This window comes from Exiguobacterium chiriqhucha RW-2 (assembly GCF_000416965.1).
GTDB lineage: Bacteria > Bacillota > Bacilli > Exiguobacteriales > Exiguobacteriaceae > Exiguobacterium > Exiguobacterium chiriqhucha.
The window spans coordinates 158,756-185,395 of record NZ_ATCL01000009.1; the positions used below are offsets into that span (position 1 = coordinate 158,756).

At 52.7% G+C, this 26,640-nt stretch carries 26 protein-coding genes, 1 riboswitch and 1 other annotated feature; of the genes, 17 read left to right on the forward strand and 9 right to left on the reverse strand.

The annotated features are described in order from the left end of the window. Position 1 precedes the first annotated feature (1 nt). Entirely contained in the window at positions 2-1,573 is a 1,572-nt protein-coding gene (gene pckA, locus M467_RS18060) for a phosphoenolpyruvate carboxykinase (ATP) (protein ID WP_021065550.1), read from the reverse strand. A 315-nt stretch (positions 1,574-1,888) separates the two neighbouring features. Then, a riboswitch (SAM riboswitch) is annotated at positions 1,889-2,008 on the forward strand. A gap of 132 nt (positions 2,009-2,140) precedes the next feature. Here pckA and metK point away from each other — a divergent pair. Then, positions 2,141-3,349, forward strand: a complete 1,209-nt coding sequence (gene metK / locus M467_RS18065) for a methionine adenosyltransferase (RefSeq protein ID WP_021065551.1) — start codon at positions 2,141-2,143, stop codon at positions 3,347-3,349. 40 nt (positions 3,350-3,389) lie between these two features. On the opposite strand, the gene M467_RS18070 is transcribed toward metK, so the two are convergent. Beyond that, a complete protein-coding gene (locus M467_RS18070) occupies positions 3,390-3,887 on the reverse strand; it encodes a hypothetical protein (RefSeq protein ID WP_021065552.1) in 498 nt (165 codons plus the stop codon). Between the two features lie 164 nt (positions 3,888-4,051). On the opposite strand from M467_RS18070, the gene M467_RS18075 reads away from it, so the two are divergent. Both M467_RS18075 and M467_RS18080 read left to right on the forward strand, forming a co-directional pair. Continuing rightward, positions 4,052-4,522 (forward strand): GNAT family N-acetyltransferase, encoded by a 471-nt coding sequence (locus M467_RS18075; RefSeq protein WP_021065553.1) that lies wholly within the window; start codon positions 4,052-4,054, stop codon positions 4,520-4,522. 89 nt (positions 4,523-4,611) lie between these two features. Further along, positions 4,612-5,328, forward strand: a complete 717-nt coding sequence (locus M467_RS18080; RefSeq protein ID WP_021065554.1) for an alpha/beta fold hydrolase — start codon at positions 4,612-4,614, stop codon at positions 5,326-5,328. Positions 5,329-5,358: 30 nt separating this feature from the next. Here the strand turns inward: M467_RS18080 and mnmM are convergent, their stop codons facing one another. Together mnmM and mnmL are read right to left on the reverse strand one after the other, a co-directional pair. Further along, on the reverse strand, positions 5,359-5,931 hold the full coding sequence (mnmM, locus tag M467_RS18085) for a tRNA 5-(aminomethyl)-2-thiouridylate-methyltransferase MnmM (protein WP_021065555.1): 573 nt from the start codon (positions 5,929-5,931) through the stop codon (positions 5,359-5,361). After that, on the reverse strand, positions 5,885-6,862 hold the full coding sequence (gene mnmL, locus M467_RS18090; protein WP_021065556.1) for a tRNA modification radical SAM protein MnmL/YtqA: 978 nt from the start codon (positions 6,860-6,862) through the stop codon (positions 5,885-5,887). The genes mnmM and mnmL overlap by 47 nt, the downstream gene beginning before the upstream one ends. A 176-nt stretch (positions 6,863-7,038) precedes the next feature. Between mnmL and M467_RS18095 the strand changes: the two genes are divergently transcribed. From M467_RS18095 to M467_RS18110, 4 genes are all read left to right on the forward strand, one after another. After that, a complete protein-coding gene (locus M467_RS18095; protein ID WP_021065557.1) occupies positions 7,039-8,229 on the forward strand; it encodes an MDR family MFS transporter in 1,191 nt (396 codons plus the stop codon). A 42-nt stretch (positions 8,230-8,271) separates the two neighbouring features. Further along, positions 8,272-8,490: a binding site (T-box leader), on the forward strand. Between the two features lie 38 nt (positions 8,491-8,528). Next, on the forward strand, positions 8,529-10,934 hold the full coding sequence (gene leuS, locus M467_RS18100) for a leucine--tRNA ligase (RefSeq protein WP_021065558.1): 2,406 nt from the start codon (positions 8,529-8,531) through the stop codon (positions 10,932-10,934). A 117-nt stretch (positions 10,935-11,051) separates the two neighbouring features. Continuing rightward, on the forward strand, positions 11,052-12,092 hold the full coding sequence (locus tag M467_RS18105; RefSeq protein ID WP_021065559.1) for a hypothetical protein: 1,041 nt from the start codon (positions 11,052-11,054) through the stop codon (positions 12,090-12,092). Positions 12,093-12,106: 14 nt separating this feature from the next. Then, on the forward strand, positions 12,107-12,619 hold the full coding sequence (locus M467_RS18110; protein WP_021065560.1) for a pyrophosphohydrolase domain-containing protein: 513 nt from the start codon (positions 12,107-12,109) through the stop codon (positions 12,617-12,619). Positions 12,620-12,663: 44 nt separating this feature from the next. Here the strand turns inward: M467_RS18110 and M467_RS18115 are convergent, their stop codons facing one another. Beyond that, on the reverse strand, positions 12,664-13,938 hold the full coding sequence (locus M467_RS18115) for a BaiN/RdsA family NAD(P)/FAD-dependent oxidoreductase (protein WP_021065561.1): 1,275 nt from the start codon (positions 13,936-13,938) through the stop codon (positions 12,664-12,666). 128 nt (positions 13,939-14,066) lie between these two features. Between M467_RS18115 and M467_RS18120 the strand changes: the two genes are divergently transcribed. Beyond that, positions 14,067-15,764, forward strand: a complete 1,698-nt coding sequence (locus M467_RS18120) for a putative polysaccharide biosynthesis protein (protein WP_021065562.1) — start codon at positions 14,067-14,069, stop codon at positions 15,762-15,764. Then, the gene (locus M467_RS18125) at positions 15,764-16,474 is read left to right on the forward strand and encodes a pseudouridine synthase (protein WP_021065563.1); all 711 of its coding nucleotides are present in this window, start codon (positions 15,764-15,766) and stop codon (positions 16,472-16,474) included. Before M467_RS18120 ends, M467_RS18125 begins: the two co-directional genes overlap by 1 nt. 83 nt (positions 16,475-16,557) lie before the next feature. Here M467_RS18125 and M467_RS31575 read toward each other — a convergent pair whose 3' ends face one another. Continuing rightward, the gene (locus M467_RS31575) at positions 16,558-16,779 is read right to left on the reverse strand and encodes a DeoR family transcriptional regulator (RefSeq protein ID WP_081637897.1); all 222 of its coding nucleotides are present in this window, start codon (positions 16,777-16,779) and stop codon (positions 16,558-16,560) included. A gap of 306 nt (positions 16,780-17,085) precedes the next feature. Here M467_RS31575 and pepV point away from each other — a divergent pair, with 306 nt between their 5' ends. Genes pepV through M467_RS18155 form a run of 6 tightly spaced genes read left to right on the forward strand, consistent with a single transcriptional unit; the run spans position 17,086 to position 24,103 of the window. Continuing rightward, on the forward strand, positions 17,086-18,471 hold the full coding sequence (pepV, locus tag M467_RS18130) for a dipeptidase PepV (protein WP_021065564.1): 1,386 nt from the start codon (positions 17,086-17,088) through the stop codon (positions 18,469-18,471). A gap of 59 nt (positions 18,472-18,530) precedes the next feature. Beyond that, on the forward strand, positions 18,531-19,682 hold the full coding sequence (locus M467_RS18135) for an MFS transporter (protein ID WP_021065565.1): 1,152 nt from the start codon (positions 18,531-18,533) through the stop codon (positions 19,680-19,682). A gap of 4 nt (positions 19,683-19,686) precedes the next feature. Then, positions 19,687-20,262: an RNA 2',3'-cyclic phosphodiesterase gene (gene thpR, locus M467_RS18140; RefSeq protein ID WP_021065566.1), complete on the forward strand. Its 576-nt coding sequence runs from the start codon at positions 19,687-19,689 to the stop codon at positions 20,260-20,262. Further along, complete coding sequence (locus tag M467_RS18145; protein ID WP_081637898.1) at positions 20,232-21,071, forward strand: NERD domain-containing protein; 840 nt, start codon at positions 20,232-20,234, stop codon at positions 21,069-21,071. Before thpR ends, M467_RS18145 begins: the two co-directional genes overlap by 31 nt. A gap of 21 nt (positions 21,072-21,092) precedes the next feature. Then, positions 21,093-23,258: a type I pullulanase gene (gene pulA, locus M467_RS18150; RefSeq protein ID WP_021065568.1), complete on the forward strand. Its 2,166-nt coding sequence runs from the start codon at positions 21,093-21,095 to the stop codon at positions 23,256-23,258. 50 nt (positions 23,259-23,308) lie between these two features. Beyond that, positions 23,309-24,103, forward strand: coding sequence for a phosphotransferase family protein (locus M467_RS18155; RefSeq protein ID WP_029595153.1), 795 nt, complete (start codon positions 23,309-23,311; stop codon positions 24,101-24,103). 45 nt (positions 24,104-24,148) lie between these two features. On the opposite strand, the gene cydS is transcribed toward M467_RS18155, so the two are convergent. Beyond that, positions 24,149-24,259 carry a cytochrome bd oxidase small subunit CydS family protein gene (gene cydS, locus M467_RS31875; RefSeq protein ID WP_021065570.1) on the reverse strand — a complete coding sequence of 37 codons (111 nt, stop codon included), beginning with the start codon at positions 24,257-24,259 and terminating at the stop codon, positions 24,149-24,151. A 135-nt stretch (positions 24,260-24,394) separates the two neighbouring features. Here cydS and trmB point away from each other — a divergent pair, with 135 nt between their 5' ends. Together trmB and M467_RS18165 are read left to right on the forward strand one after the other, a co-directional pair. Beyond that, on the forward strand, positions 24,395-25,042 hold the full coding sequence (gene trmB, locus M467_RS18160; RefSeq protein ID WP_021065571.1) for a tRNA (guanosine(46)-N7)-methyltransferase TrmB: 648 nt from the start codon (positions 24,395-24,397) through the stop codon (positions 25,040-25,042). Positions 25,043-25,147: 105 nt separating this feature from the next. After that, on the forward strand, positions 25,148-25,657 hold the full coding sequence (locus M467_RS18165; RefSeq protein ID WP_021065572.1) for a hypothetical protein: 510 nt from the start codon (positions 25,148-25,150) through the stop codon (positions 25,655-25,657). A gap of 24 nt (positions 25,658-25,681) precedes the next feature. Here the strand turns inward: M467_RS18165 and dhaM are convergent, their stop codons facing one another. Continuing rightward, positions 25,682-26,050, reverse strand: a complete 369-nt coding sequence (dhaM, locus tag M467_RS18170; protein WP_021065573.1) for a dihydroxyacetone kinase phosphoryl donor subunit DhaM — start codon at positions 26,048-26,050, stop codon at positions 25,682-25,684. Beyond that, the gene (gene dhaL, locus M467_RS18175; protein ID WP_021065574.1) at positions 26,043-26,633 is read right to left on the reverse strand and encodes a dihydroxyacetone kinase subunit DhaL; all 591 of its coding nucleotides are present in this window, start codon (positions 26,631-26,633) and stop codon (positions 26,043-26,045) included. Before dhaL ends, dhaM begins: the two co-directional genes overlap by 8 nt. Positions 26,634-26,640 lie beyond the last annotated feature (7 nt).

The following is a 26,640-nucleotide window of genomic DNA, read 5'->3' on the forward strand; positions in this document are numbered from 1 at the left end:
GTTATACGATGATTGGTCCGGCCGCAACGACCGCCTCACTCGCTTTCGTGAATCGTTTGAAATTGTCCTGGAACTTCCGGGCGAGCGCCGTTGCCTCGGCATCGTAGCGCGCTCCGTCTTTCCATGTGTCCCGCGGATTGAGCACGTCGCCTGGCACGCCGTCAATGTGGCGTGGAATCTCGACATTGAAAATGTCGTGGCGCGTCGTCTCGACGTCACGCAATTTGCCGTTGACCGCCGCGTTCACCATCGCCCGTGTATAGGCGAGCTTCATCCGTGATCCTTCTCCGTACGCGCCGCCGGTCCAACCCGTGTTGACGAGATAGACGTCGACGTCATGCTTTTCAATCAGCGTACCGAGCATGTCCGCATAGCGCTCCGGTGCGAGTGGCAAGAACGGTGACCCGAAGCAGGTCGAGAACGTCGCCTGTGGTTCAGTGACGCCGCGCTCCGTGCCAGCGAGTTTTGACGTATACCCTGACAAGAAGTGGTACATCGCCTGCTCTTTCGTCAATTTGCTGATTGGAGGCAATACCCCGTATGCATCGGCCGTCAAGAAGACGATCGTGTTCGGATGACCGGCCCGTGACGGAAGCATCGCGTTATCGATGAATTGAATCGGATAGGCGGCCCGTGTGTTCTCGGTGAGCGAGATATTCTTATAATCCGGTGCCCGGTTCTCGTCTAAGACGACGTTCTCAATCAATGAGCCGAAACGGATGGCATCGTAGATTTCCGGCTCGTTCTCGCGCGACAAATTGATCGTCTTCGCGTAGCAACCGCCCTCGATATTGAAGACGCCGTCGGGTGACCAACCGTGCTCGTCATCCCCAATCAAATGGCGTTCCGGGTCGGCCGACAGTGTCGTCTTCCCAGTTCCCGATAGACCGAAGAAAAGGGCCGTCTCGCCGGCGTCCGATACGTTCGCCGAGCAGTGCATCGATAACACATGTTGTTCCGGCAACAGGAAGTTCATGACCGAGAAAATCGATTTTTTAATCTCGCCGCCGTATTCTGTTCCCCCGATCAGAATGGTCCGCTTGGCGAATGAGACGAGAATGAACGTTTCGGAGTTCGTCCCGTCGATGATTGGGTCGGCCTTATAACTAGGTGCATAGATGACCGTGAAGGGCTCGAAGGCACCTTTCGTCGGCCATTCACGCAAGAACAACTGTTTGGCGAACAAATTGTGCCACGCGTATTCCGTGATGGCACGGACCGGGAGCGTATAGTGCTCGTCTGCCCCCGCAGAAGCCTCGAGATAATAGAGCTTGTCTTTCGTTTCGAGGTGCGTCAACACTTTGTCGAGTAGCGCGGTGAACTTCTCTTCCGCGATCGGTTGGTTGACTGGACCCCAGTCTACTAAATGATTGCTGACTTCATCTTGCACGACGAATTTGTCTTTCGGTGACCGTCCTGTGAATTTCCCGGTACTGACCGATAAAGCCCCGTCTTTCGTCAGTACGCCTTCACCGTTGCGAATGGCTTCTTCCACCAGTTCTGGAACCGTCAAGTTCCGCATCATGTCGGCACCTTTAATTAATTCTTCGATTTTCAGGAGCGTTGTCGCCATCCTGAATCCCACCTTTCCCCTAAATAGATGTGGATGAAATCCGCATACTTCCGCGTTTAATCAGTATGACGTTTTTATTATATGTGACATACTAATCAAAAACAAGCATTTTTTACCCTTTAAAGTAAGCGCTTTCTTACATTGTCATTCTAACATATTCTGTACCAGGTCATAGTACAAAAACCAAAACGGACAAAAAAATGTTTGATATTTCACAAACATAACTATTTGACCGTTTGTGAAAAGTTTGACGAATTCGGTCGATACGCTTGACAGAACGGGGTGTCATTTATATGATGGTCTTCGTAACGGATACTCTTATTCTGAGCGGTGGAGGGAACAAGGCCCTACGAAGCCCAGCAACCGTCCGATTTTTCATTGTTATTCGGAAAAGGTGCTATCCTGAAGCGAAGCGTAAGCTTCGAACGATAAGAGGGTAAGGAAGAACGATTCAACCTTTCCCATTTGAACATGGCGAGAGGTTTTTTTCATTACCGTCCCAAAGCAACGCGTAAGGGGAACGAGTACCGTCCACACATCACCCTTTATTATAGGAGGTTTTTCGAAATGGCAAACTTGAACCGTCGACTTTTCACTTCGGAGTCCGTCACGGAAGGACATCCGGATAAAATTTGTGACCAAATCTCAGATGCGATTTTGGATGCAATTTTAGCTGAAGATCCAAACGCCCGCGTTGCGGCTGAGACGTCTGTCACAACAGGTCTCGTGCTCGTAGCAGGTGAAATCACAACATCAACTTACGTGGATATCCCGAAAGTTGTTCGTGAAACTGTTCGTGAGATCGGCTACACACGTGCGAAATATGGTTTCGATGCAGAGACTTGTGCTGTCCTCACATCGATCGATGAGCAATCGGTAGACATCGCGCAAGGTGTTGACCAAGCGCTCGAAGCTCGTGAAGGACAAATGACTGAAGAAGAAATCGATGCGATCGGTGCTGGTGACCAAGGTCTCATGTTCGGTTACGCAACAAAAGAGACGCCGGAACTCATGCCGCTCCCGATTTCACTCGCTCACAAATTGTCACGTCGTTTGGCAGAAGTTCGTAAGAACGGCACGCTCGCTTACCTTCGCCCAGACGGTAAGACACAAGTGACAGTCGAATACGACGAAGCGAACAACCCAGTTCGCATCGACACAATCGTCATCTCGACACAACACGCGGAAGACATCACGCTCGAGCAAATCCAAGCTGATTTGAAAGAACACGTCATCGATGCAGTCATCCCGGCTGAACTCATCGACGCGGACACGAAATACTTCATCAACCCGACTGGCCGCTTCGTAATCGGTGGACCACAAGGGGATGCAGGTCTCACAGGACGCAAAATCATCGTCGATACGTACGGTGGATACGCTCGTCACGGCGGCGGCGCGTTCTCAGGTAAAGATCCTACCAAAGTTGACCGTTCAGCAGCGTATGCAGCTCGTTACGTGGCGAAAAACCTCGTTGCAGCGGGACTTGCTGACAAAGCAGAAGTTCAACTTGCTTACGCAATCGGTGTTGCTCACCCGGTATCGATCGCGGTTGATACGTTCGGCACAGGCAAATTGAGCGAGACTGAGCTCGTCGAACTCATTCGTGAGAACTTCGACCTCCGTCCGGCCGGCATCATCAAGATGCTCGACCTTCGTCGCCCGATTTACAAGCAGACAGCAGCTTACGGCCACTTCGGTCGTACAGACGTTGAACTCCCATGGGAGCAAACGGACAAAGCGGCAGTGCTCGAAGAAGGCGCGAAACGCTTCGCATAAGCATAGAAAAACGACCTTTCACGCGAAAGGTCGTTTTTTTTTAGGCTTGCGGCTTGTCTTCAGTTGTCGCGTTCTCTTTGCCAAGTGCGGTATCTTTCGCTTCGACGACTTTCTCGCCAATAGATTGTAAATCCGATTTCGCTTCTTGTGCCGTCCCGACGACTTTGTTCACGTCTTGTTTGACCGTGTCGACTTCACCGGCGACTTTTTCATAGACGTTTTGCACGTCGGTCGCGACGTCTTGAATGACCTCGGTCGCTGCTTTCACTTGACCGATGACTTGTGACGCCGTTCCGGCCGGGTCTTGTTTGACCGTGTCGACGAGACCGCCGACCGATGACTTCGCGCTCGAGAACGATTGTTTCGTGTTCTCACGGTTTGACGTGCTAAGTAAGGCGAGTAGGCCGCCGACGAGGGCGCCGAGGAGCATCCCGGTCACGACTGTGATTTTTGGGCCTCCTGTGTTCGTCTGTTCAAACTGACGGTTCGGATGATTGGCTTGCTCGACTTGTGGATCGTGTTGTAGTTTCGGTTCCATGGTAACACTCCTTTTTATAAGTTGGCATTGATACTCTTATACCCGACACAAAATGGAAAATAACGTCTTCCTTCATTTCGACATCAAAAAGTAATGAACGGGCAGGATATTTTTTTGCCGATGGGGAATGTTACTACTAGATTGGCCAAAAGGGGGATGCCGTTATGAAGATTCGAGAAGCCGTGCCAGAAGATGCCGCCACCATCCGCGACATTGCGCTCGCGACGGTCAGTGAACAAGACGAGGTTCGTTCGAAAGTGATGGAACGCGCCTATCAGCAAGAAGAGATCGTCCGCGCCATCAGTTCGAGCGAGGAAGCGAAAGAGCAGTTGTTCATTGTCGGTGAGGCCGAAGGCGACGTCATCGGATTCTATCACGCCATCGACCGCGGGGACACATGGGAAGTACTCCGTCTCTATCTTCATCCGGCTCATCACCGCCAAGGTCTCGGGACAGCGCTGTTGTCGCATCTACGGGAGCGGAAAGTCCAACCGATTGAGCTGTACGTCGAAAGCTCGAACGAGCAAGCCATCGCTTTTTTGAGTCATGAGGCGTTCATCGAACTGAATCGCATCCAAGAGGAAGTGTACGATCAACCGATGGAGCTGATTCATTTACGGTACGACCCGCGCTAAGACCCTAGACGGATTTTCAACCAAACATCAGTCTGGGCTGATGTTTTTTGTTAGTATAAAGATATGTGATAACAAAATGAGGTGACAGCATGGCATATGAAGAAGAATCACGAAAAGGGGTCATCGTGATCGTATATCCGCTCCAGTTCACGTCGCGGTTAAGTGAGGCGTTTTTAGGACGGTTGCGGGACGAGTATGAAGTCCTCGTCGTGACCGGCCAGACGGTCGGATTGACGGCGGAAGACCATAAATTATTAATCAAGAACACGTTGCGCGAGGCAAGTCAATACAAGCTACCGATTCACGTCATCGCGTTCAGTCTCGGGGCGTTGTTGACTAACCGTCTGCTCCAGGAATATGATGTGCCGCTTGGTAGTCTGACGTACATCTCACCGCTATTCGACTGGCATCCGTCCCGCCAAATCGGCGGACTGAAGCAAGTCGTCGCCAGTGCGGTCGATCGTTTCCGTCCCGACCTCCCGCTCGGCATGATGACGTTCATGGGTGGCGGGGAAGAGTCGTCGCGCTTCGGAGAGATCACGTACGGTCAATACCGTGAAATCGAAGAAGAGATCGTCGAACATCAAGAAGAGAAAAAACATCTACCGCGTCTGCCGCTCGCTTGCTTCTATGCACCGGACGACCGCTTCGCCGATGTGAAATTGACACTCAACGTCTGTCGGAAAATCGGTGGCGATCAAGTGTATATCCGCCGACTCGAAGGATTCCCACATTTCGGCTACGAACGATTGAATACGAAATTCGCGGAGACGCTCATCACGTTTTATGAATTGATTCGAGAATGAAGACAGGCGACTCGCATGAGTCGCCTGTTTTTATTCTCGTTTTTCAATCGCCACGATGAACGGGGGATGATTGATTTGATTGATGAAGCCGTAACGGAGGACGCCAGCCCGCTTTTGATCGAGTGCCTCGGTATACGCGAGCACCTCGTCACGCTCGACTTTGCCACTCTCATGGCCGTGATAGATGACGACGACGATGACGCCACCGACGGCCATGACGTCGAGCAGTTGCTCGAGGGCGTCGATGGTCGTATTGCCGGTCGTCGTGACCGACTTGTCGCTCCCTGGTAAATAACCGAGATTGAACACGGCCGCTGTGATTGGGCGTGTCTCGTCTGCCACGATGTCCCGGACCGTGTCGTGGCTATCATGAATGACGGTGACACGGTCCGTCAATGTTGCCTCCTCGATACGAGTCCGTGTTGCCTCGACCGCCGCGGCTTGAACGTCGAACGCATAGACATGTCCCGTCGCTTCGACGAGTTCGGCTAAAAACAATGTGTCGTGCCCGTTGCCGGCCGTCATATCGATGGCGACGGCACCTGGCGTCACATGTTCACGAAGTAGGTATTTCGCGAACGGTAAAACTCTCATTAATCCCATGGCTCTCATCCTTCTTTTTTCCTTGGAAAGAATCACGACGCATTAATTCGGCATCGATGGCGTTTAGGACGGCCATCTTGTGCCGGCTCCACGTCGGACCGATCAACAGATCGGGTGGACCGTCACCGGTCAGACGATGGATGACCATCTCGGGCGGTAATACTTCCAATTGATCACAGACGAGCGAGACGTAAGTCGTCTCGTCCATGAGCTCGAGCAGTCCTTTTTCGTATTGTCTGGCGAGCGGGGTCTGCTTCAAGACGTGGAGCAAATGAATCTTGATTCCTTGTACGTCCATTTTAGCAACTTCTCGCGCCGTGTCGAGCATCATGTCCGTCGTCTCGCCCGGCAAACCGTTGATGATATGGACAACGACGCTGATTTGGCGTCGCCGGAGTTTGTCGAGTCCTTCCAAGAACGTCTTGTAGTCGTGACCACGATTGATTTTCCTCGCCGTCGCATCGTGAATCGTCTGCAGGCCGAGTTCGACCGTGAGTGACGTCCGTTCATTCAACTCGGCGAGATAGTCGACGACGTCGTCTGGCAGACAGTCCGGTCGGGTCGCGATCGATAGACCGACGACACCGTCCTCCTCAAGGGCGGGCTCGAATAATTCCTGGAGCCGGGAGACGGGGGCATACGTGTTGCTGAACGCTTGGAAGTAGGCGATGTAACTGGCGTGTTTCCATTTTCGGTGCAGCCGCGCCTTCACTTCGGCGAATTGGACCGAAATCGGATCACAGGCATTGCCTGCGAAGTCGCCACTTCCGTCATCCGAGCAGAACGTACACCCGCCCTTCGAGACGAGCCCGTCCCGGTTCGGACAAGTGAAGCCCCCGTCGAGCGGTACTTTAAACACTTTCCCGCCGAACTCGCGGCGATATGCTTCATTTAATTTGTGATATCTGGCTTCGCCAAACGGATGTTGCATGAATATCCTCTCCTTCTTTGCTCATGCTATCACAAAGATAAGTCACCGTTATTTCATAATAAGTAATTTTTCTTGACAGTTATGAGGCGTTCCGTTAGCTTGGAGGAGGACTTATTTTTGATTCGGCCGTCGTGCCGAATTTTTATCGTTTAACGGGTAGGAAAGGAGTAACTGGTATGAACAACAAAATGCCGATTTCGGTATGGATTTTGGTCATCGCGATGGCGCTCAATACGACGGCGGCGTCTTTTTTATGGCCATTTAACACACTCTATATAAATGGATATTTAGGCGAGTCAATGACGCTCGCAGGGGTGGCGTTGCTCGTTAACTCGGCGCTCGCCATTGCCGGGAACTATATCGGGGGGACGCTGTTTGACCGGATCGGCGGGAAGCGGACGCTCATCCTCTCGGTCGGCCTATTGCTCGTGAGCTCGCTCGGGTTCTTGTTGTTCCATGCCACGTTCCTCGGCTACTTGGGCTGGCTCGGCTTAATCGGGTTCTCCGGCGGTCTCGTCTTCCCGACGGTATACGCCTTTGCCGGCTTGATTTGGCCGGAAGGCGGACGCCGTTCGTTCAACGCGATTTACGTCGCTCAAAACGTCGGGGTCGCCCTCGGGACAGCGATGAGCGGACAGATTGCGCGCATCGATATCGAGTTGATTTTCTACGCCAACTTCTTCTTATCGGTCTTATTCGTCGTCGTCCTCTTATTCGGGCTCCGTTATTTGAAAGACCCGGCACGTCCGGTCGTCCAGTCGCAGCTTGAGGCTGCGGCGACGACGTTATCGAGTGCGACGATGAAATCGATGTGGTTCGTCGCCATCGGCTACGCGGCCCTTTGGTTCGTTTACGTGCAGTGGCAAGGGACAATCGCCGTCCATTCGAAAGACCTTGGCGTGACAATCAGCCAATATTCACTCCTTTGGACGGTGAACGGAGCCTTGATCGTGTTCGCTCAACCGCTCCTCAACCGGGCGCTTCGTTACTTTGAAGATGATTTGAAGAAGCAACTCATCGTCGGCGCCGTCATTTTCCTCGCTGCCTTCGCGGTCGTCCCGTTCGCGGGGGGCTTCACGATGTTCATGGTCGCGATGATCGTCATGACGATCGGGGAGATGTTCATTTGGCCGGCCGTTCCGACGATTGCCGCGAAACTCGCACCGCCGGGGAAAGCAGGTCAGTTCCAAGGACTCGTCAATATCGCAGCCTCGGTCGGTCGGATGATCGGTCCGACCGTGTCGGGTCTCGTCTATGACGTATTCGGCATCGGTGCCGTCTTTACAATGCTATTCTTGCTCACGGCCATCGCGCTCGCGTTCTTCATTTTCATGAAGGACATCCGAGTACCTGAAAAATCAAGTTGACGCTCTAAAACAGATTGGGCTAAAATGAACGAGTGAGATCATACACATGCGTAGAAGAGGAATAGTATCGTGACGTCTGTATTTGTAGAGAGCCGGTGGGTGGTGTGAACCGGTATATGGACCGCGAGAACTCGCCTTGGAGCAGTTCGCCTGAACGAACAGTAGGGTGAACCGGAGTTACGCCTCGTTACCGGCGTCTCAAGTGGCAGAAATGCAACATGGGTGGTACCGCGGAAAGCTTTCAAGCCTTTCGTCCCATTACCGGGGCGGAAGGCTTTTTATTATGCAGAGGAGGATGAATGTTGGACTATTTTAAACATCAAGACATCGAGCCGAAATGGCAAAAGCGTTGGGACGAGAAAGATGCATTCCGGACGACAGAAGACCCGGACAAGGAGTGTTTCTACGTCCTTGACATGTTCCCTTATCCATCAGGAGCGGGACTTCACGTCGGTCACCCGGAAGGTTACACGGCGACGGACATCATCGCCCGCATGAAACGGATGCAAGGCTTCAACGTCCTCCATCCAATGGGTTGGGACGCGTTCGGTCTTCCGGCCGAGCAATATGCCCTCGACACAGGGAACGACCCGCGCGAGTTCACAGAGCGCAACATCGGCACATTCCGCCGCCAATTGAAAGAGCTCGGTTTCTCATACGATTGGGATCGTGAAATCAGCACGACCGACCCGAAATACTACAAGTGGACGCAATGGATCTTCACACAACTTCATGACCGCGGACTCGCCTATGTCGACGAAGTCGCCGTCAACTGGTGCCCGGCCCTCGGGACGGTACTCGCCAACGAAGAAGTCATCGACGGATTGTCGGAGCGGGGAAGCCACCCGGTTTACCGTGTGCCGATGAAGCAGTGGGTGCTTCGTATCACAGAATACGCCGAGCGCTTGCTCGATGATTTAGAAGGGCTTGACTGGCCAGACAGCGTCAAAGAGATGCAACGCAACTGGATCGGCAAGTCGGTCGGGGCCGAAGTCGATTTCAAAGTCGACGGTCACGATAAAGTCGTGACGGTGTTCACAACACGTCCGGACACACTTTACGGCGCGACATACGTCACGCTCGCACCGGAGCACCCGTTTGTGAAAGCAATCGCGACACCGGAACAAGTCGTCGCCATCGAAGCGTACGTCGAAGAAGTCTCGAAAAAGACAGACCTCGAACGGACGGATCTCGCCAAAGAGAAGACGGGTGTATTTACCGGCGCTTACGCCATCAACCCGGTCAACGGGGAGAAGCTTCCGATTTGGATCGCTGACTACGTGTTGTCGACATACGGCACGGGCGCGGTCATGGCCGTACCTGGACATGATGAGCGCGACTATGAGTTCGCGAAGACGTTCGACCTTCCGATCCGTGAAGTCGTCACAGGCGGCAACTTGGATGAGGCGGCTTACGTCGAGGACGGCGTCCACGTCAACTCAGGCAGCTTGGACGGCCTCAATAAAGCCGACGCGATCGCCAAAATCATCGAAGAACTCGAACTCGCCGGCACTGGCCGTGCGAAGACGACGTATCGTCTCCGCGATTGGTTGTTCAGCCGTCAACGCTATTGGGGCGAGCCGATTCCAATCATTCATATGGAAGACGGTACGCTCAAGACCGTTGCGATTGAAGAGCTTCCGCTCGAACTCCCGATTATCGATGAAATCAAGCCGTCGGGTACGGGAGAATCACCGCTTGCGAACGCCGACGAGTGGTTGACGTACACGGATCCTGTGACCGGTGAGAAGGGGCGTCGCGAGACGAACACGATGCCACAATGGGCCGGCAGTTGCTGGTACTACATTCGCTTCATCGATCCGCACAATGAAGACATGATTGCGGATCCAGAGAAGTTGAAGCGTTGGCTTCCGGTCGACTTATATATCGGTGGTACGGAGCACGCGGTCCTACACTTGCTCTACGCTCGTTTCTGGCATAAAGTGCTCTATGATATCGGCATCGTTCCAACGAACGAGCCGTTCCAAAAGCTCTATAACCAAGGGATGATTCTCGGTGAGAACAACGAGAAGATGTCGAAGTCAAAAGGGAACGTCGTCAACCCGGACGATATTATCAAATCGCACGGTGCTGACACGCTTCGCCTTTACGAGATGTTCATGGGACCGCTCGACGCAGCCATCGCTTGGTCGACGAACGGCCTTGACGGCGCTCGTCGCTTCCTTGACCGCGTCTGGCGCTTGTTCGACCAGACGGAGCTCACGGACGGCGCTCCGTCGGCCGACTTCGAACGGACGTACCATCAGACGGTGAAGAAAGTGACAGAAGACTACGAGGCGCTCCGTTTCAACACGGCAATCTCGCAACTCATGGTCTTCATCAACGAGGCGTACAAACAAGACACGCTTCCAAAACAAGAGATGGTCAACTTCATCAAGATGCTGTCCCCAGTCGCGCCACACTTGGCCGAAGAGTTATGGGAACGTCTCGGCATGACAGAAGACTTGACGTACGCGGCATGGCCGGCGTTCGATGAGTCGAAACTCGTCAGCGACACGATTGAAGTCGTCATCCAAGTGAACGGGAAGCTTCGTGCGAAGATGCACGTGGCCCGCGACGCTTCGAAAGAAGCGCTCGAGGCCGATGCGCTTGCGAACGAACGCGTTCAAGAGTTCACGGAAGGAAAGACGGTCCGCAAAGTGATTGTCGTTCCAGGGAAACTCGTCAATATCGTCGTAGGATAAGCAAAGGAATGTGTGACATTGTCACACGTTCCTTTCTTTTTCGTCATGTCGTTTTCTTTTCGGGTCGGGTTTGTTACACTAAAGGGCGATACTGCATATAAAGGGGACGAAACGTCCATGAAACGTTCATACGTACTATATACGACGCTATTTGCCGTCGTCGTCGGTGTGATTTTATGCTATGTGTTCGTCTTTTCGGACGAGGACATCCAAAGCCAAATCGCCTCGACGTTTGAGAAAATCGATATTCAAACGAGCCATCAATCGACTTCGGTACCTCCCGTCGAAGCCTCGCCGGACGAGGAGGACATCGATACGACCGATGCCCTTGAACAGATTCAAGAGATTGATGAAGTGTATTATAGTGACACGATCGGATCGTATCTCGTCTTGACGAAAAATAAAGAGTTCTTCGAAGTGAGCGGGAACGCCAATCGCGTGAATTCGTCGCTCATATTGGAGAACGAAGGGCAACCCTATCGGTTCGGCGAGTTCATCGGCATGCGCATGATTTCCGAAGACAAGATATATGCCGTCACGGCGAACGGGGTTCTCGTGACAATCGAGCGGGTAGAAGGCCGTTGGACGGAACAACGACGCAAATTGATTAAAGGAATCGCCTCGACAGATCGGTTGTTCGGCCTCGGTTACGATGAAGAGACGAAACGATTGATTATCATGAGCCGTTTGGAGGACACGCCGGATGTAGAACTGTTGTACGTCCAAGAGCGGACGCTCGAGGAAGAGACGGCCAACGACAGTGAGGCGGAAACGGATACATCGTCGGAAACCGATTCAGACGACGATTCGACATCGACGACAGATGAAGCGGATGCTGAAGCAGCACCGGAACCGAAGACGGAATGGGCTGTTGAGTCGAGAAAACCGCTTACGACCGAAGGAATGAGCGCCTCGATTCAACAGAAGTTCGAGAACTTCCGCGGTGTCGGCCTCGTCGAACGCCAAGGGCGCATTTACGTCCTTGATTCGGAAGAACTCGTCCTCTATACGGTCAACCCGGACGAAGGGACGATGAACGGACAGATGGTGACACCTCGCGTCTACGGCTCGACCGGCATGTTCCTGCAAGACAATGAGATATTCGCCATCGTGCGACCAGATGTGTTCGACCTTGACGATTTCGTCTCGGTCGACTGATAGGAGAGAATGAGATGAGCAAACGTTACTTTTATGAAGAGGTTCGCCAGTTCCACGAGACGTTCGGACACCCGGAGGCGAGTGCACCGCAACCGCTCGGCTTAGACCGTGCTGTCAAACGTTCGGTCTGGACGGCAGAAGAAGCTGTCGTCGAATTTTTACATCAATCGGCACGGAATGAAGACGAGTTCCTTGCTGCCGTCGCCACGTTCCAACAAGGATTCGAACAGGCGGTTCAAAAATCGCTCCAAGACGCACCGCCGACGGACGACGTCGCTCGCCTCGTCGGACAAGGTGATGCGCTCACGGACGCCCTCTATTTCGTGATGGGCAGTTTCGTCGAACTCGGGCTCGACCCGGTTCCGTTGTTTGAAATCGTGCAGCGTGCCAATATGGCGAAGCTCGGACCAGACGGCAAGCCGATCCTCCGTGCGTCAGACAATAAAGTCATGAAGCCGGAAGGCTGGTTGCCACCCGAGCCAGAGCTCGAGGCGGAAGTAAGACGTCAACTTGAAGCAAAACAGTGACACTAAAAAGAGAGCCGATCGCACGTGCGATCGACTCTCTTTGTTTATACGGTCGTCTGTTCCGCGAACTGTGCCGCGTGTGAACCGGCACAGTGTCCGGTCGTGAAGGCGGCCGTGATGTTATAACCACCCGTATAGCCGTGAATATCGAGCACTTCGCCGGCGAAGAACAAGCCGTCTGCTTTCTTCGACATCATCGTCTGTGGGGCGATTTCTTTGACGGAAACGCCGCCGCCCGTGACGAACGCTTTATCGAAATCGAGCGTTCCGGTGGCGTGCAACTCGAACGTCTTCAATCGGGTCGCGAAATCGATGACCGATTGTTTCTTCAGTTGACTCGCGTCCTCTTCGCCGAACGCGAGGTCGGCCAACAACAAGTCGAGCATACGCTCCGGGATAAATCCTTTCCAGACGTTCTTAACGGCCCGCTTCGGTTGGTCTTGCACTTGGTTCCAAAGCTCTTGATACAGCTCGTCACGTGCCATATCCGGGAACAAGTCGAGCGAGAGGGCGACGACGCGCTCTTTGCTACGTTTGCGTTCTTTAATCGTATATTGACTGCACCGGAGGGCAATCGGACCCGAAATCCCGAAATGCGTGAAAATCATGTCGCCACGGTGTGTCTTAATCGGCTTGCCTTTCTTGCCGTGAACGGTGAGGGCGACGTCACGGAGCGACAGCCCTTGCAGCTGTTTCGTGCCGATGAACGCATCGTTCAACAAAATCGGTACTTCAGTCGGGAACAGCTCGGTGATCGTATGGCCGGCTTTCTCGGCCCATGGATAGCCGTCCCCGGTCGAGCCGGTGTGAGGGACAGATTGTCCACCGACGGCGATGACGCAAGCGCCGGCCTCAATCCGCTCGCCGTCCTCGAGTTCGACCGCTTCGAACTCATTTGCTTCATTAAAATGGAGCGTCTTCACTTTCGCATTTTTGCGAATCTCGACACCGAGTTGGTCGATGGCCCCGAGGAGCGTGTTGACGACGTCTTGCGCTTTATCCGTCACCGGGAACATCCGGCCGTTATCTTCCTCTTTTAACGGGATGCCGAACCCGGTGAACAAGTCGATAATCGACTGGTTGTCGAACTGGGCGAGGGCGCTATATAAGAAGCGTCCGTTCCCCGGGATGAATTGAATCAACTCGTCGACGGGCTTGCGGTTCGTCACGTTACAGCGTCCTCCGCCAGAAATGGCGAGCTTGCGTCCGAGCTTCGAACCTTTATCAATTAGGAGCGTGTTCGCTCCGGCTTTGGCGGCGGCATAGGTCGCCATCAGACCGCTTGGGCCTCCTCCGATGACGATTACATCTTTCATCATGGTATCCCTCGTTTCTCTTTCAAATCAAATTCGTAACTTTATTATCTGCAACAGTAAGAGTATAATGAGAAACGGTCGTTTTGTAAAATTAGGTACATTAGTTGTGAAACAATAGATGGAGGTATCTCATGTCATCAAGCGTCAAACAAGATTCAGGACGAGAGTCCTTCGTCAAAGGCACGCTGCTGCTGTCAGCCGGAAATTTGATTTCACGTGCACTCGGACTGCTCTATACGTTCCCGTTCCAAGCGATGGTCGGGATTGCCGGTGTCACGCTCTATCAGGCGGCGTACACCTATTATGCGCTCATGATCGCCATTTCGACGGCGGGGATTCCCGTGGCCGTATCGAAATTCATCGCCAAGTATAATGCGCTCGGCGAATATGGCACGAGTCAGCGCTTGTTCCGCCAAGGGATGAAGCTGATGCTCGTGACCGGAGTCGTCGCTTTTTTATTACTGTTCTTCTCAGCACCGTGGTTATCGGAACTCATGGTCCGCAACTCGGAGAACAATCAGCAATATATCGACTCGTTGACGCTCGTCACGCGTAGCGTCAGTTTCGCCCTCCTGCTCATCCCAGCGATGAGTATGGTGCGCGGCTATTTCCAAGGACATCAGGACATGGCCCCGACGGCCATCTCCCAGGTCATCGAACAGATTGTCCGCATCATGTTCCTGCTCAGTGGGACGATGCTCGTCTTGTTCGTCTTCTCGGACTCGGCACTCATTCGTCCGCTCGCCGACTCGCTCGGTGGCACCGCTGCCGTGGCGACGACCGAGTTGAACGGTTTGAAAGTGCTCGCCGTCACGATTGCGACGTTCAGCGCCTTTATCGGTGCGATTGGTAGTATCGTCGTGCTCGCCATGTACTGGCGCAAACGGAAAGACATCCATCGTCAAACCGATAATCCGGCCGGCACACCGGTCCGTTCGATGAAATCACTATTGCTCGAGTTGCTCAGCTATTCGATTCCAATCGTCATGGTCGGTCTGTCGACGCCGCTCTATCAGTTCGTCGACCAGTTGACGATGGTCAATACGTTGCTCAACTCTGGGAAGTCGGTCGCCGAAGCGACGTCCGCGTTCGGATTCTTGACGGGGAACGCCCATAAAATCGTGTTGATTCCGGTATCGATTGCGGCGAGTGTGTCGATGGCGACCATCCCGCTCGTGACAAAATCGTTCACGCACGGCGATATGAACAAAGTTCGCAATCAAGTGAACCATATTTTCCAAGTATCGTTCTTTGTCACCATCCCGGCCGTCATCGGATTGGTCGCGCTCGCGGAACCGTTGTTCGGGACGTTGTTCCCAGGTGACCGCGAAGGGTGGGTCTACCTGCTCCACTACGCACCGAGTGCGTTCTTCCTCGCTTATTACTCGGTGGCGGCGGCCATCCTGCAAGGGATCAACCGTCAATATTTCACGATCTTCGCGACGGCGATGGGTCTCATCACGAAAGCTGTGCTCAACGTACCGTTCGTGTATGCAATCGGCGGGATCGGCGCTGGTTATGCGACGATCGCCGGTTATATCGTCGCGATTATCCTCATGGTTTGGAAAATCCAACGGGCGCTCCAGTTTCCGTATAAGCAACTGTTGCGTCGGACGATGCTCATGTTTGCCATGGGTGGCGCGATGTTTATCGCCGTGTATGGCTCGCTGTTCGTCACGCTCCGGAATGAACCGAGTTGGAGCAATGATATCGTTGCCACGATCGTCGGTTTCGGAATCGGTCTCGTCGTATACGGCTATCTCGGTTGGAGAAGCCACTTGGCCGGAAAACTATTAGGGAAACGATTCCAGTATCGGAGGAAAGCTTAATGCGAATTGATAAATTATTGGCGAACATGGGATACGGTTCGCGCAAAGACGTCAAGATTTTACTGAAACAAGGGGTCGTCCGTGTCGATGACCAACCTGTCAAAGACGCGAAACGTCAAGTCAACCTTGAAACGGAACGGGTGACCGTGCAAGGCGAGGTCGTCGAGTACAAACCGTTCGTCTACTTGATGATGAACAAGCCGGTAGGTGTCATCAGTGCGACCGAGGACAAGGTCGAATCGACGGTCGTCGATTTGATCGACCCGTCCTACGCCCATTACGAGTTGTTCCCGGTCGGACGTCTCGACAAGGACACGACCGGTCTGTTGCTTCTCACAAACGATGGGGCGTTCAATCATGCGCTCATGTCACCGCGTAAACATGTCGACAAAGTGTATGTCGCCGAAGTTGACGGGGAGATGACGACAGACGATGTCCGTCACTTCGCCGAGGGTGTCGAGCTTGAGGACGGCTATACGACGAAACCGGCCCGACTTGAGCTCATCAGCAAATCCGGACGTCGTTCGACGGTCCGGCTGACGCTCTCGGAAGGGAAGTATCATCAAGTAAAACGGATGATTGCCGCGGTCGGGAAACACGTCGAGCAGCTCGAACGGGTCCAAATCGGCGAGCTCGAGCTCGACCCGACGCTCGAACCCGGGGCGTATCGGGAATTGAGCGAAGAAGAAGTCGACTTGTTCTTCACATGAAATGAAGGCACGTGTCAGCCGACACGTGCCTTTTTGGGCGCAAAAAAAGGGACCCGTTGCCGGAATCCCTCGTAACTTGTTATTTAATTTGCCGTCTTGAGCGAACGTTTTGATGATGTCCACGTTCCGCGACTCGGACTTTCAACCAGATTGTTGTATTCAAGCACGTTCAAATCACGCTGTACGGTGCGTGATGTGATCCCGAACTCCTCTACTAGTTCAGAAGTGGTGACGCATTCCCTTTCGTTAATGAACAAATAAATGGACTTGATGCGGGTTAGCATACGATCTGTTGAACCTTTCATTGGATAACCTCCCAATGCGTAGAATGATGAAAGACAAAACCTACGGACGACAAATGAAATATGAAATTGTTATTTTCTAAAATTACACCTTTAGTATACCGCTCCTGCATAGAATTGCAAGGGAAAAGAACGAACAATCGAAATGTAAAGAAACGATTATGAACGTAAATATCGAATGAAGGATATGTAAAGACGTAGACAAAAGGCTAAAAGACGAACGAAAAAATATTTTCGAAATGAATGTTCGTCTTTCTAACATTTGGATATACTAATAAGGGAGAGAACATTCGCAAAGGGGAGATCCATATGAATTGGAGACAAGAAGTCGACGCACGAAAAGACGCATTTTTAGAAGATTTAACAGGGTTATTGCAAATCCCAAGCGTGCTTGATGAGACGAAGACCGGCCCGAACGAACCGTTTGGACCTGAAGTCCGCCGAGCTCTCGATTACATGTTTGCACTCGGAGAGCGAGACGGGTTCGCTACGAAAGACGTCGCCGGATACGCGGGGCATTTAGAATACGGGTCAGGGGAAGAAATCGTTGGCATCCTCTGTCACTTAGACGTGGTGCCGGCTGGGGAGGGATGGACGTATGGGGCGTTCAATCCTACCATCGCCGACGGGAAAATATTCGCCCGTGGCAGCAATGACGATAAAGGACCGACGATGGCTGCTTATTACGGACTGCGCATCGTGAAGGAACTTGGATTGCCGCTATCGAAACGCGTCCGCCTGATTGCAGGTTGCGACGAGGAGAGCGAATGGCGTTGTGTCCGCGAATACTTCAAACAAGAGGCGATGCCGACATATGGCTTCGCACCGGACGCTGACTTTCCAATTATCAATGCTGAAAAGGGGCTATACGATGGCGTCTTGAAGCAGCTCCCAATTCAACGGGTGCCAGGCTCGAAACATCACTTGGTCTCGTTCGTGAGCGGAGAACGGCCGAACATGGTCCCGGACTTTGCGACAGCGGTACTCGAGACAGAAGACGTTCTCGAAGAAAAGTTTGAAGCGTATCTCGAAAAATATGAAGCGGACGGCACGTGCACATGGGACCAAGGGACGTATACGTTCACGATGAAAGGTGTGGCCGCCCACGCCATGGAACCAGATAACGGAGTCAACGCGGCCTACGTCCTCGCCGGCTTCTTGTTGACGCTCCCGCTCGACATTCAAGGAGAGCGCTACATCGAGTTCATTCGTCACGTGTTCGCCGATTCACGCGGGATTTCACTCGGTATCGAAGCGAGTGATGAGACGGGTGATTTGACGATTAACGGTGGCGTGTTCCGCTATCAAGGGGACGAACGGACGGCGACGGTGAATATCCGTTATCCATACACCGCGAAATTCGAGGAACGGTTGCAAAACTTGAAAGAGATCGCCTTGTCGTTCGGGTTCGAACTGTCGACGCGTCATCATATGCCGCCGCACCATGTGGCCGAAGACCATCCGCTCGTGAAAACGTTGGCAGGCGTCTATGAGCGTCAGACCGGCGAGTCAGCGCACTTGATGGCCATCGGCGGAGGGACGTATGCGCGCTCGCTCGAGGCTGGTGTCGCTTTTGGGGCGCTGTTCCCTGGAGCGAAAGACGTCGCCCACCAAGTCGATGAATACATGGAAATTGAAGATTTACTTCGCGCCGCCGCCATCTATGCGGAAGCGATTTATGAGCTCGCTAAATAATAACCCGTGAGAGCTGACTGATTCGGTCGGCTCTCTGTCTGTTAGGAAGGAAGTTTACTGTGAACCAACAAAAAATATCGTTTCAATCGATTTACGTCGCCATTTTCTTTGCCCAAGGAGCCCTCATTCCTTACATGGCACTTTTCTTCTCGCAGTCACGTTTTGATTTGTCTCCGGGTCAGGTCGGAACAATCGTCGCCATCATGCCGATCCTCTCAATCGGTGTCCAACCGCTATGGGGCATGCTCGCCGACCGAACGGGGCGGGTTCGGGCTTGGCTGATTATCGCGATGCTCGGGGCGGCTGCCTTATCGCTCACGTTCTTGTTCGCGACGTCTTACGTATGGATTATTATATTGATGATTGCCTGGTCCATCTTCCAATGTGCACACATCCCGCTCGTCGATATGATGACACTCGAGTATACGTCACGCGCCAAAATCGACTACGGGGCCATCCGGCTGTTCGGATCGGCCGGATTTGCGATTGCGGTGTTCGTCATGGGTCGCATCTCGGACACGACATGGGGCCTCGCGAGTACGTTTTTACTCAGCGCGGTCATGCTGGCAATCGGTACGCTGTTCGTGCGGAGCGTATCTGAACAGGAACCGAAGCAAGTACACACGACGGCACCGTTCCAATGGTCGGCCGTCTGGAATGGGCCGTTCATCGCCTTTTTGATTGGGGGCATGCTCGTCTTCGGCCCGATTTACGCGAATAACTATTACTTCGGAATTTATGTGACGAGCATCGGAGGCTCGACGACGCTCGTCGGGACACTGTTCCTTGTCGCGGTATTATGCGAAATTCCATTCATGAAAGTGGCGTACCAAATCGTCTCACGTCTAGGTACGGTTAACGTGCTGGCGGGAGCCGCCTTGATTTCGGCGCTTCGCAACGGCTGGTTAGCACTTGAGCCCCCGATTTGGGTCGTTTGGATTCTTGCCATCGTTCAAGGACTGGTCGTCGGATTATTGATTCCGGTCGCACTTCAATTTGTCCGCAGCCTTGTCAGTCGCAACGTCGTCTCGACGGCGATTGGCGTCTATATGGCCATCACGTCAGGACTAGCGACGGCCGGATTCAACCTCCTCAGTGGATTTATCATTGAATATAACAGCATCATCGGTGTATTTTGGATGTACACGGTGGTCAGCATCGTAGGAGCGGTCCTCTTCTTTGGACTGAGACGTTTTCGAGTGAAAGGATGATGGCATGTCGACACATTATTTTTTGGCGCTACCCATCGAGGACGAAAAGTTCGAACATGTACAGCGGGACATCTTGCCGTTTTATTCGTATCGTCGGACGTATCGTCCGGAGGAATTTCATTTGACACTTCAGTTTCTCGGTTCATTGGACGATGATGAAGTCGAGGCAGTGAAAGAACTCACACGTGAAGTGACAACGTCGACGGCCCCGTTCGTGCTGACGTTCCAGCAAATTGACCACTTCGGTAGACCGGATCGTCCGCGTGTCTTGACGATCGTCCCGGAACCGTCCGTGGACTTGACGGCGCTTACCGGGACGCTTCGACGAAAGTTATCCGAAGAGATTCCAGCACTCGACCGTAAACCGTTCGTCCCCCACGTCACACTCGCGAAGAAGTGGGACACAGGCACACGAATCCCGTACATCGCCCCGACGTTTACCATCGAGGAGCCGATTGAAACGGTCGTACTTTATCGAATCAATCCAAACCATACCCCTGCCTATGAGGCAGTCGAAGTATTTCCGTTACAGCGGTCAGAGGAGGACACATGGCGATCCCGATTAAAATTTTTGACGTAACATCTAAATATGAACGAAACATGCTCGACCAGTTCAATCGCTTTCAAGAGTATGTCGAGTCCGATGTCGCTCGCATGCGTCGTCTTCACGATTCCAATCGGTTGAATCCTCCCGAAATCATGGAGTTTGAGAACCCGTGGTGGAAATTTTGGCGCCGTACGGAACGCATCGAGCTCGAACCGACACCGCTCTCGGAGTCGCAGTTCCAGACGTTGCTCGCGAACCGCCGTCATATCCAAAAACTGCAGTACGCCTGTGAAGGGGCGACCGAGGCGGACGTCCCGTTGTTGCCGTTTTTGCGAGAATACGGATATCGCAAGATGGTATCCGAATGGAACGACCAACACTTCTTCATGTATCGTCCGGTCGTCGAATGGAACGGGGCGACGGTCGAACTGAGCCATCTCATCATCGGACCATCGCATATTTACCTGGTCGAATGGCTCGACGGCGACCGCAGCATCTATCACATATCGAAGCAGAAGACGTGGATTCATCAACCGCTCAAAGGGGAAAATAAACGTGTAGTCAACCCGCTCATCGCGTTGACGCGCACCGAAGAAATCGTTCGACAGTTTCTTCCGTCCTATGACGGGGTCATCCAAAAAGTGACGGTGGCCCCACAAGGCTATTTCGATCATGTGCCTGAAATTCGGTCGACTCAGTTCATCTCACGCGCGGATTATGAGCCGTGGATGAAACAAGTGAACACGAGGGCGCCGATCGTCAAAGCCCAACAAATTCGAGATGTGGCGAAACTACTAGATGCGACAGCCCAGATGCCGTTTCGACAATTTTTGGACCAGTAGGTAGGAGAGGATGGAACGCGTATGCATCACACACCAAATCAGCAAACGACGTCTCATGTGACGATTGAACGGGCTTCCTTGCTCTCATTCGAGACGATTCGACTCGAGGTCATTGCCGAATATGAATCCGTACCGGTACAAATCGAACAAAACGGTCGACCGGTCGATTATGTGGTGCTCAACGAATGGACGACAGAGGCGGGCACGATTGAACGAGATATCCAATTGACGCGCCCGGTTACGCTCGAAGCGGTCTATACCGTGTTTCACCCTGGACATAAGACGATTGTCGTCGTGCCCCGCGAAATTGTGCATACGGACGAGTTTGAACGTCGCTATGCCTATGACGGACCGCTCGGCCTTTCATTTTCCGGGCAATCGATTGAGGCATATGTCTGGTCGCCCGTCGCGTTTTCGATTTGGTTCGTCATCCATGATCCCGAAACGCATCGTGAGATTGAACGGTTTCGCATGTCTCGGAGCGGTCGAGGCGTCTGGCATGCCGATGTTCCTAGACTGTACGAAGGCTATTTTTATCGACTGTACGTCAAGACACCTGTCGAAACGAACGAGGTCGTCGATCCTTACGCCAAAGCCGTCAGCCTAAATGGCGAATTTGGCGTATTGATTGATGTTGAGACAGCCGTCGCTGAGCACGTGGAGCCGGCAGAACGCCCGCCTCTCCGCAAAGCGACAGATGCCGTCATCTATGAACTGCATATCCGTGACTTCACGAGCCACCCTGCGTCGACGAGTCGACGGCAAGGGCTGTACGCCAGCATCGTCGAGACCGGGCTTGAAACCCGGGCGAGGAACAGTGCCGGTTTCGATTATTTGAAAGAACTTGGGGTCACGCACCTGCAGTTATTGCCGGTCCATGATTTTGGAAGCGTCGACGAAGCGACCCGGATGCCCTACAACTGGGGTTATGATCCGATCCATTGGTTCGGGTTGGAAGGCAGTTACGCCTCGAAACCTGACGAGCCGCTATCACGCATTCTAGAGTATGCCGAAATGGTCGATGCCTTGCATCGCCATGACATGCGCGTCGTCGTCGATGTCGTCATGAACCATATCTTCATCCGTGAGCAATCGTCGCTCGAAGCACTCGTCCCGTACTATTATTTCCGTTATGAACATGACGGGACGGTGGCGAACGGGACCGGCGTCGGAAACGACACGGCCTCAGAACGGTATATGATGCGACGGATGATTGTCGATTGTGTGACGTACTTTGCCGAGACGTATCACGTCGACGGTTTCCGGTTCGACTTGATGGGCATTCATGACGTCGAGACGATGAATCAAATACGGGCCGCACTCGATAAAATCGATCGCTCGATTTTGATTTACGGGGAAGGATGGGATTTGGCGACACCGCTCAGCCCGTCATTGAAAGCCTCGTCGCATAACGCGGCTTTCATGCCCCGAATCGGTCATTTCAATGACATGATGCGGGACGCCTTGAAAGGGTCGACGTTCAATGACCGGGAGCGCGGGTTCGTCTCCGGGAACGAGTGGCGGGAGTGGGAGCTTCGCGAATGTATCACCGGAGCGGTCCAAATCCCGAACGTCACCGTCGGGCGTTTCCCGAGCCCGCAGTATACGATCAACTACGTCGAAGCACATGACAATTATACGACGTACGATAAATTGCTCTTGTCGTGTGAAGATATGGACGAGACGATGCGGTTGCGGATGCAACGGTTCGCCACAGCCATCGTCATCACGTCGCAAGGCGTCCCGTTCCTTCACGCCGGCCAAGAGTTTGGTCGAACAAAACAAGGGGTTGAGAACAGCTATAATGCACCGGACCGAATCAATCACTTCGATTGGGACTTACGTGACGAGCGGCAAAGTGAGGTCGAGTTTGTGAAGACACTACTCAAGTTACGGCGCCGTCACACGTGTTTCCGTTACGATACCCGGCAAAAAGTCATCGAACAGTTCAAGTTCTTACCGTCGCCCCCGGGCGTGATTGCATACGAGCTGACGGCGAGCCATTCTTATGATGCCTGGCAGCGCGTCCGCGTCTATCTGAACGGAACGTTCCACGATGTGACATTCCAAGCGGAGGGGGACTGGAACGTCTACGTCCAAGGGGAAACGGCGAGCCTCGTCCCGATTGAACGAAATCCGAGCCAGATTCAAGTCGAGTCGTTGTCAATGACGATTATCGCGTGTTAATATGGTGATTGTATCTTTGTAATTCTTAATGAGATTTGAGCGTGATGAATATGTATTCAGATATAATCGGTGCGCTCGGTGAAGAGTGGACGGTGGCTTCCGCAGGCGGGATTACAGGCGAAGCGTACGTAGCGACGACGCGCCAACAAAAAATCTTTGTCAAACGAAACTCGTCCCCGTTTTTAGCCATTCTTTCCGCCGAAGGCATCGTCCCCAAATTGCTGTGGACGAAACGGATGTTTAACGGTGACGTCCTCAGTGCCCAACAGTTCATCGAAGGTCGTGAGCTCTCGCCAGCCGATATGAAACGGGCTGATGTGGCGGCACAGCTTGGGAAGATTCATCATTCGAAAGAGCTATTATTCATGTTGCAGCAGTTGAATCATACACCGGTCACGTCCTCACTGTTGCTCCGGCAATGTGCCGCTTACGAGCAAGACGAGGCGGACGTGACGATTGATGAGGCAATTCGTTGGTTGTCGGTCCATCAGCCGATTGATGACGAACGTGAACTCGTCGTCTGCCATTCAGACTTGAACCATAACAATTGGATTGAGGATGAGACCGGTCTGTTATATTTGACCGACTGGGATGACGCCATCATCGCCGACCGTGCCTTTGATTTGGCCATGGTCGTCTACAGCTACGTCGACGAGGTGGACTGGGAGACGTGGTTCAGCCATTACGGTATCCGTTTCACGTCCGAGTTACACTATCGAATGCACTGGTATGCGATTGCCCAGACGGTTCTGACCTTATATGGTGAACAGAATGGCATCGCCCGAGCAGAAGGATTGACCGTGCTCCGGGAATTGCTCGATGAAGCAGAGGAACGGACACAATGAAAAAAGGGATGGATCACAAGTGTGAGCCATCCCTTTCCATATGCATCAGACATCATCAGGTTTCATGAAATACGCCCATACGAACGTCGCGATGACGGCGCCGAAGAACGTCAACGGAGCCGCGTAAAAAATAAGAAATTGATCTAACGTGCTCATCGATATAACCTCCTTGTGAAGGATGATTCATGTTCATTAAACAATGATTTCGTGTATAATCGCAAGGGGACTGCTCGCGCGAAGCGGCTAGTCAGCTGAAACTTGAACATTTCTTGAACGAAAGGTTGGAAAAACATGCGTTTACGTCACAAGCCTTGGGCTAAAGAATACATGGAAGCTCAAGAACACGTCTTTATTACTCATCCCGAAACGTTAAAAGGGAACTGGAAATCAGAATTTAAGAACGACAATCCGCTCTTCATCGAAGTCGGGTCGGGGAAAGGGCAATTCATTTTAGGGATGGCCCAGCAGTTCCCGGACGTCAACTTCATCGCTATCGAGTTGTTCGAGAGCGTCGCCGTGTCGATCGTGCAAAAGCTCGTCGAAACGCCGATGCCGAACGTCCGCGTTTTGACTGTGGATGCCAAGCAACTCGTCGACTATTTCGAAGCCGGCGAAGTCGACCGCGTCTATTTGAACTTCTCAGATCCATGGCCGAAGACCCGACATGCGAAACGTCGTTTGACGTATAAGACATTCCTCGCCACGTACGAGGCTGTGTTGCCACGCGGAGGCGAGATTCACTTCAAGACGGATAACCGCGGACTGTTCGAATATTCACTCGAAAGCATGAGTCAATACGGCATGTACTTCACAGATATTTCACTTGATCTTCACGCGAACGAACCGGCAGATAACGTCCGTACCGAGTACGAAGAGCGCTTCAGCGCCATGGGACAACCGATTTATCGGATGGAGGCCGCGTTCCGCCCGAAAATTTGACACGCTTTTTTCTTATTTTAATAGCATTTTCTTCACACTTTTTTCTTTCTTCTTGGTACAATAGGAATGACGCTAAACTGGAATTAGAGAAGGGGGAACATGGGGATGTTGAAAAAAGCATGGGCAAGCCTGCTTGCACTAATCTTCATTCTAACAATCGCACCACTTAATACCTCGGCAAATGAGGCGTTCTTGGACGCCCTTGAAGAGGATTTGAAGGCCACGCACTATGATTACAAAGAAGGAACGGCTGAAATCGTAAAAGAAGAGACGCTCCGTCACTCGAATGGCAACGAAGTCATCGCGGCGGTCGTTGAAATTGATACGGTCCGTGACGGCATCTTCATCACACGTAAGACGGAGTTCCATTACTATGATGCGACGGACAACAAAATCCTCGCAACAGCTGACCTTGCAGAAGTCGAAGGCGCGACTGAATTTGCAGACGCAAACATCGACATGCTCGGACAACAAATCGTCTATTGGTTGCCTGTCTTGATCTTGTTACTCTTGATCGCAATCCCGGCTGTCATCTTGTTCGTTGTCGTGCCACGTTTCTACTCGACGACTGAATACATGAACCCGATTTACGAGAAAAACGATAACCCACGTTAAAAAAAGAGCCGCGAGGCTCTTTTTTTATGCCATCTTTAACTGTTCGACGATTTGAGCAACGTCCATGCCGTTACCGGCTGAGACGGAAGCGACGAAGGCGCTCTCGACGATCGGGCCGTCATAAAACTGGACGGTCTTCTCGCCTTCATACATATCGACGGCCAGTTCGGCGTTCATCGTGGCCGAACCGATATCCGATAAGATGAGTGCCTCTTTGTCGACGGCTTCAATGGCTTCAAGGATTCGGGTCACATCAGTCCCGATGCTGCCGTCTTCAAGCCCGCTCGCTAAATGAATCGGAACGGACGGGGCCATCTCTTTCATCAAGTCTTGAATCCCTTCAGCGATTTTAGCGCTATGGGATACGATGATGAGCTCTACGATATCACTCAACCTCCTTCATAATCGCTTTTAAGACGATTGAACTCGAGAGTGCCCCCGGGTCGACAGTGCCGCGAGAGTTCTCACCAAAATAAGACGCCCGTCCTTTCGTGGCGACCATATCTTCGGTCGCACCGACGAGTTGATCAAGTTTTGCGTCAAAGTCGTCGGACTCGTTCAAGTCACTCAAGAACGGGTCCCACACATCGACCATCGTCTTTTGGCCAACTTCCGATTTCCCGCGCGCCTTGATCGCTGTCGCTGCTTCGACAAGCGCTTCTTTGACGAGATTGAAATCGGCTTCGGTCGCGTCACCAAACTTAGGCGCTGCCTTGACGAAGGCGGAACCGTAAAGTGGACCGGCTGCACCACCGACTTTCGACATGAGCGTCATCCCGACTTTCTTACTCAAGTCGCCGAGAGTCGCGTAGTCGTCATCGAGGACAGCGACGACCGCTTCAAAGCCACGCGACATATTGATGCCGTGATCTCCGTCGCCGATGGCGCGGTCGAGATCGGTCAATGTATCCTTGTTCGCCTCAATCTCTGATTGGGCGTGCCGTAATGCTTGCTTGAATCCTTCAATCGTCAACATTGCATGA

Excerpts from the sequence above, each read along its gene's own strand:
- pckA (WP_021065550.1), bottom strand. The coding sequence starts at position 1,573 with ATGGCGACAACGCTCCTGAAAATCGAAGAATTAATTAAAGGTGCCGAC.
- metK (WP_021065551.1), top strand. The coding sequence starts at position 2,141 with ATGGCAAACTTGAACCGTCGACTTTTCACTTCGGAGTCCGTCACGGAA.
- M467_RS18070 (WP_021065552.1), bottom strand. The coding sequence starts at position 3,887 with ATGGAACCGAAACTACAACACGATCCACAAGTCGAGCAAGCCAATCAT.
- M467_RS18075 (WP_021065553.1), top strand. The coding sequence starts at position 4,052 with ATGAAGATTCGAGAAGCCGTGCCAGAAGATGCCGCCACCATCCGCGAC.
- M467_RS18080 (WP_021065554.1), top strand. The coding sequence starts at position 4,612 with ATGGCATATGAAGAAGAATCACGAAAAGGGGTCATCGTGATCGTATAT.
- mnmM (WP_021065555.1), bottom strand. The coding sequence starts at position 5,931 with ATGGGATTAATGAGAGTTTTACCGTTCGCGAAATACCTACTTCGTGAA.
- mnmL (WP_021065556.1), bottom strand. The coding sequence starts at position 6,862 with ATGCAACATCCGTTTGGCGAAGCCAGATATCACAAATTAAATGAAGCA.
- M467_RS18095 (WP_021065557.1), top strand. The coding sequence starts at position 7,039 with ATGAACAACAAAATGCCGATTTCGGTATGGATTTTGGTCATCGCGATG.
- leuS (WP_021065558.1), top strand. The coding sequence starts at position 8,529 with ATGTTGGACTATTTTAAACATCAAGACATCGAGCCGAAATGGCAAAAG.
- M467_RS18105 (WP_021065559.1), top strand. The coding sequence starts at position 11,052 with ATGAAACGTTCATACGTACTATATACGACGCTATTTGCCGTCGTCGTC.
- M467_RS18110 (WP_021065560.1), top strand. The coding sequence starts at position 12,107 with ATGAGCAAACGTTACTTTTATGAAGAGGTTCGCCAGTTCCACGAGACG.
- M467_RS18115 (WP_021065561.1), bottom strand. The coding sequence starts at position 13,938 with ATGATGAAAGATGTAATCGTCATCGGAGGAGGCCCAAGCGGTCTGATG.
- M467_RS18120 (WP_021065562.1), top strand. The coding sequence starts at position 14,067 with ATGTCATCAAGCGTCAAACAAGATTCAGGACGAGAGTCCTTCGTCAAA.
- M467_RS18125 (WP_021065563.1), top strand. The coding sequence starts at position 15,764 with ATGCGAATTGATAAATTATTGGCGAACATGGGATACGGTTCGCGCAAA.
- M467_RS31575 (WP_081637897.1), bottom strand. The coding sequence starts at position 16,779 with ATGAAAGGTTCAACAGATCGTATGCTAACCCGCATCAAGTCCATTTAT.
- pepV (WP_021065564.1), top strand. The coding sequence starts at position 17,086 with ATGAATTGGAGACAAGAAGTCGACGCACGAAAAGACGCATTTTTAGAA.
- thpR (WP_021065566.1), top strand. The coding sequence starts at position 19,687 with ATGTCGACACATTATTTTTTGGCGCTACCCATCGAGGACGAAAAGTTC.
- M467_RS18145 (WP_081637898.1), top strand. The coding sequence starts at position 20,232 with ATGGCGATCCCGATTAAAATTTTTGACGTAACATCTAAATATGAACGA.
- pulA (WP_021065568.1), top strand. The coding sequence starts at position 21,093 with ATGCATCACACACCAAATCAGCAAACGACGTCTCATGTGACGATTGAA.
- M467_RS18155 (WP_029595153.1), top strand. The coding sequence starts at position 23,309 with ATGTATTCAGATATAATCGGTGCGCTCGGTGAAGAGTGGACGGTGGCT.
- cydS (WP_021065570.1), bottom strand. The coding sequence starts at position 24,259 with ATGAGCACGTTAGATCAATTTCTTATTTTTTACGCGGCTCCGTTGACG.
- trmB (WP_021065571.1), top strand. The coding sequence starts at position 24,395 with ATGCGTTTACGTCACAAGCCTTGGGCTAAAGAATACATGGAAGCTCAA.
- M467_RS18165 (WP_021065572.1), top strand. The coding sequence starts at position 25,148 with ATGTTGAAAAAAGCATGGGCAAGCCTGCTTGCACTAATCTTCATTCTA.
- dhaL (WP_021065574.1), bottom strand. The coding sequence starts at position 26,633 with ATGTTGACGATTGAAGGATTCAAGCAAGCATTACGGCACGCCCAATCA.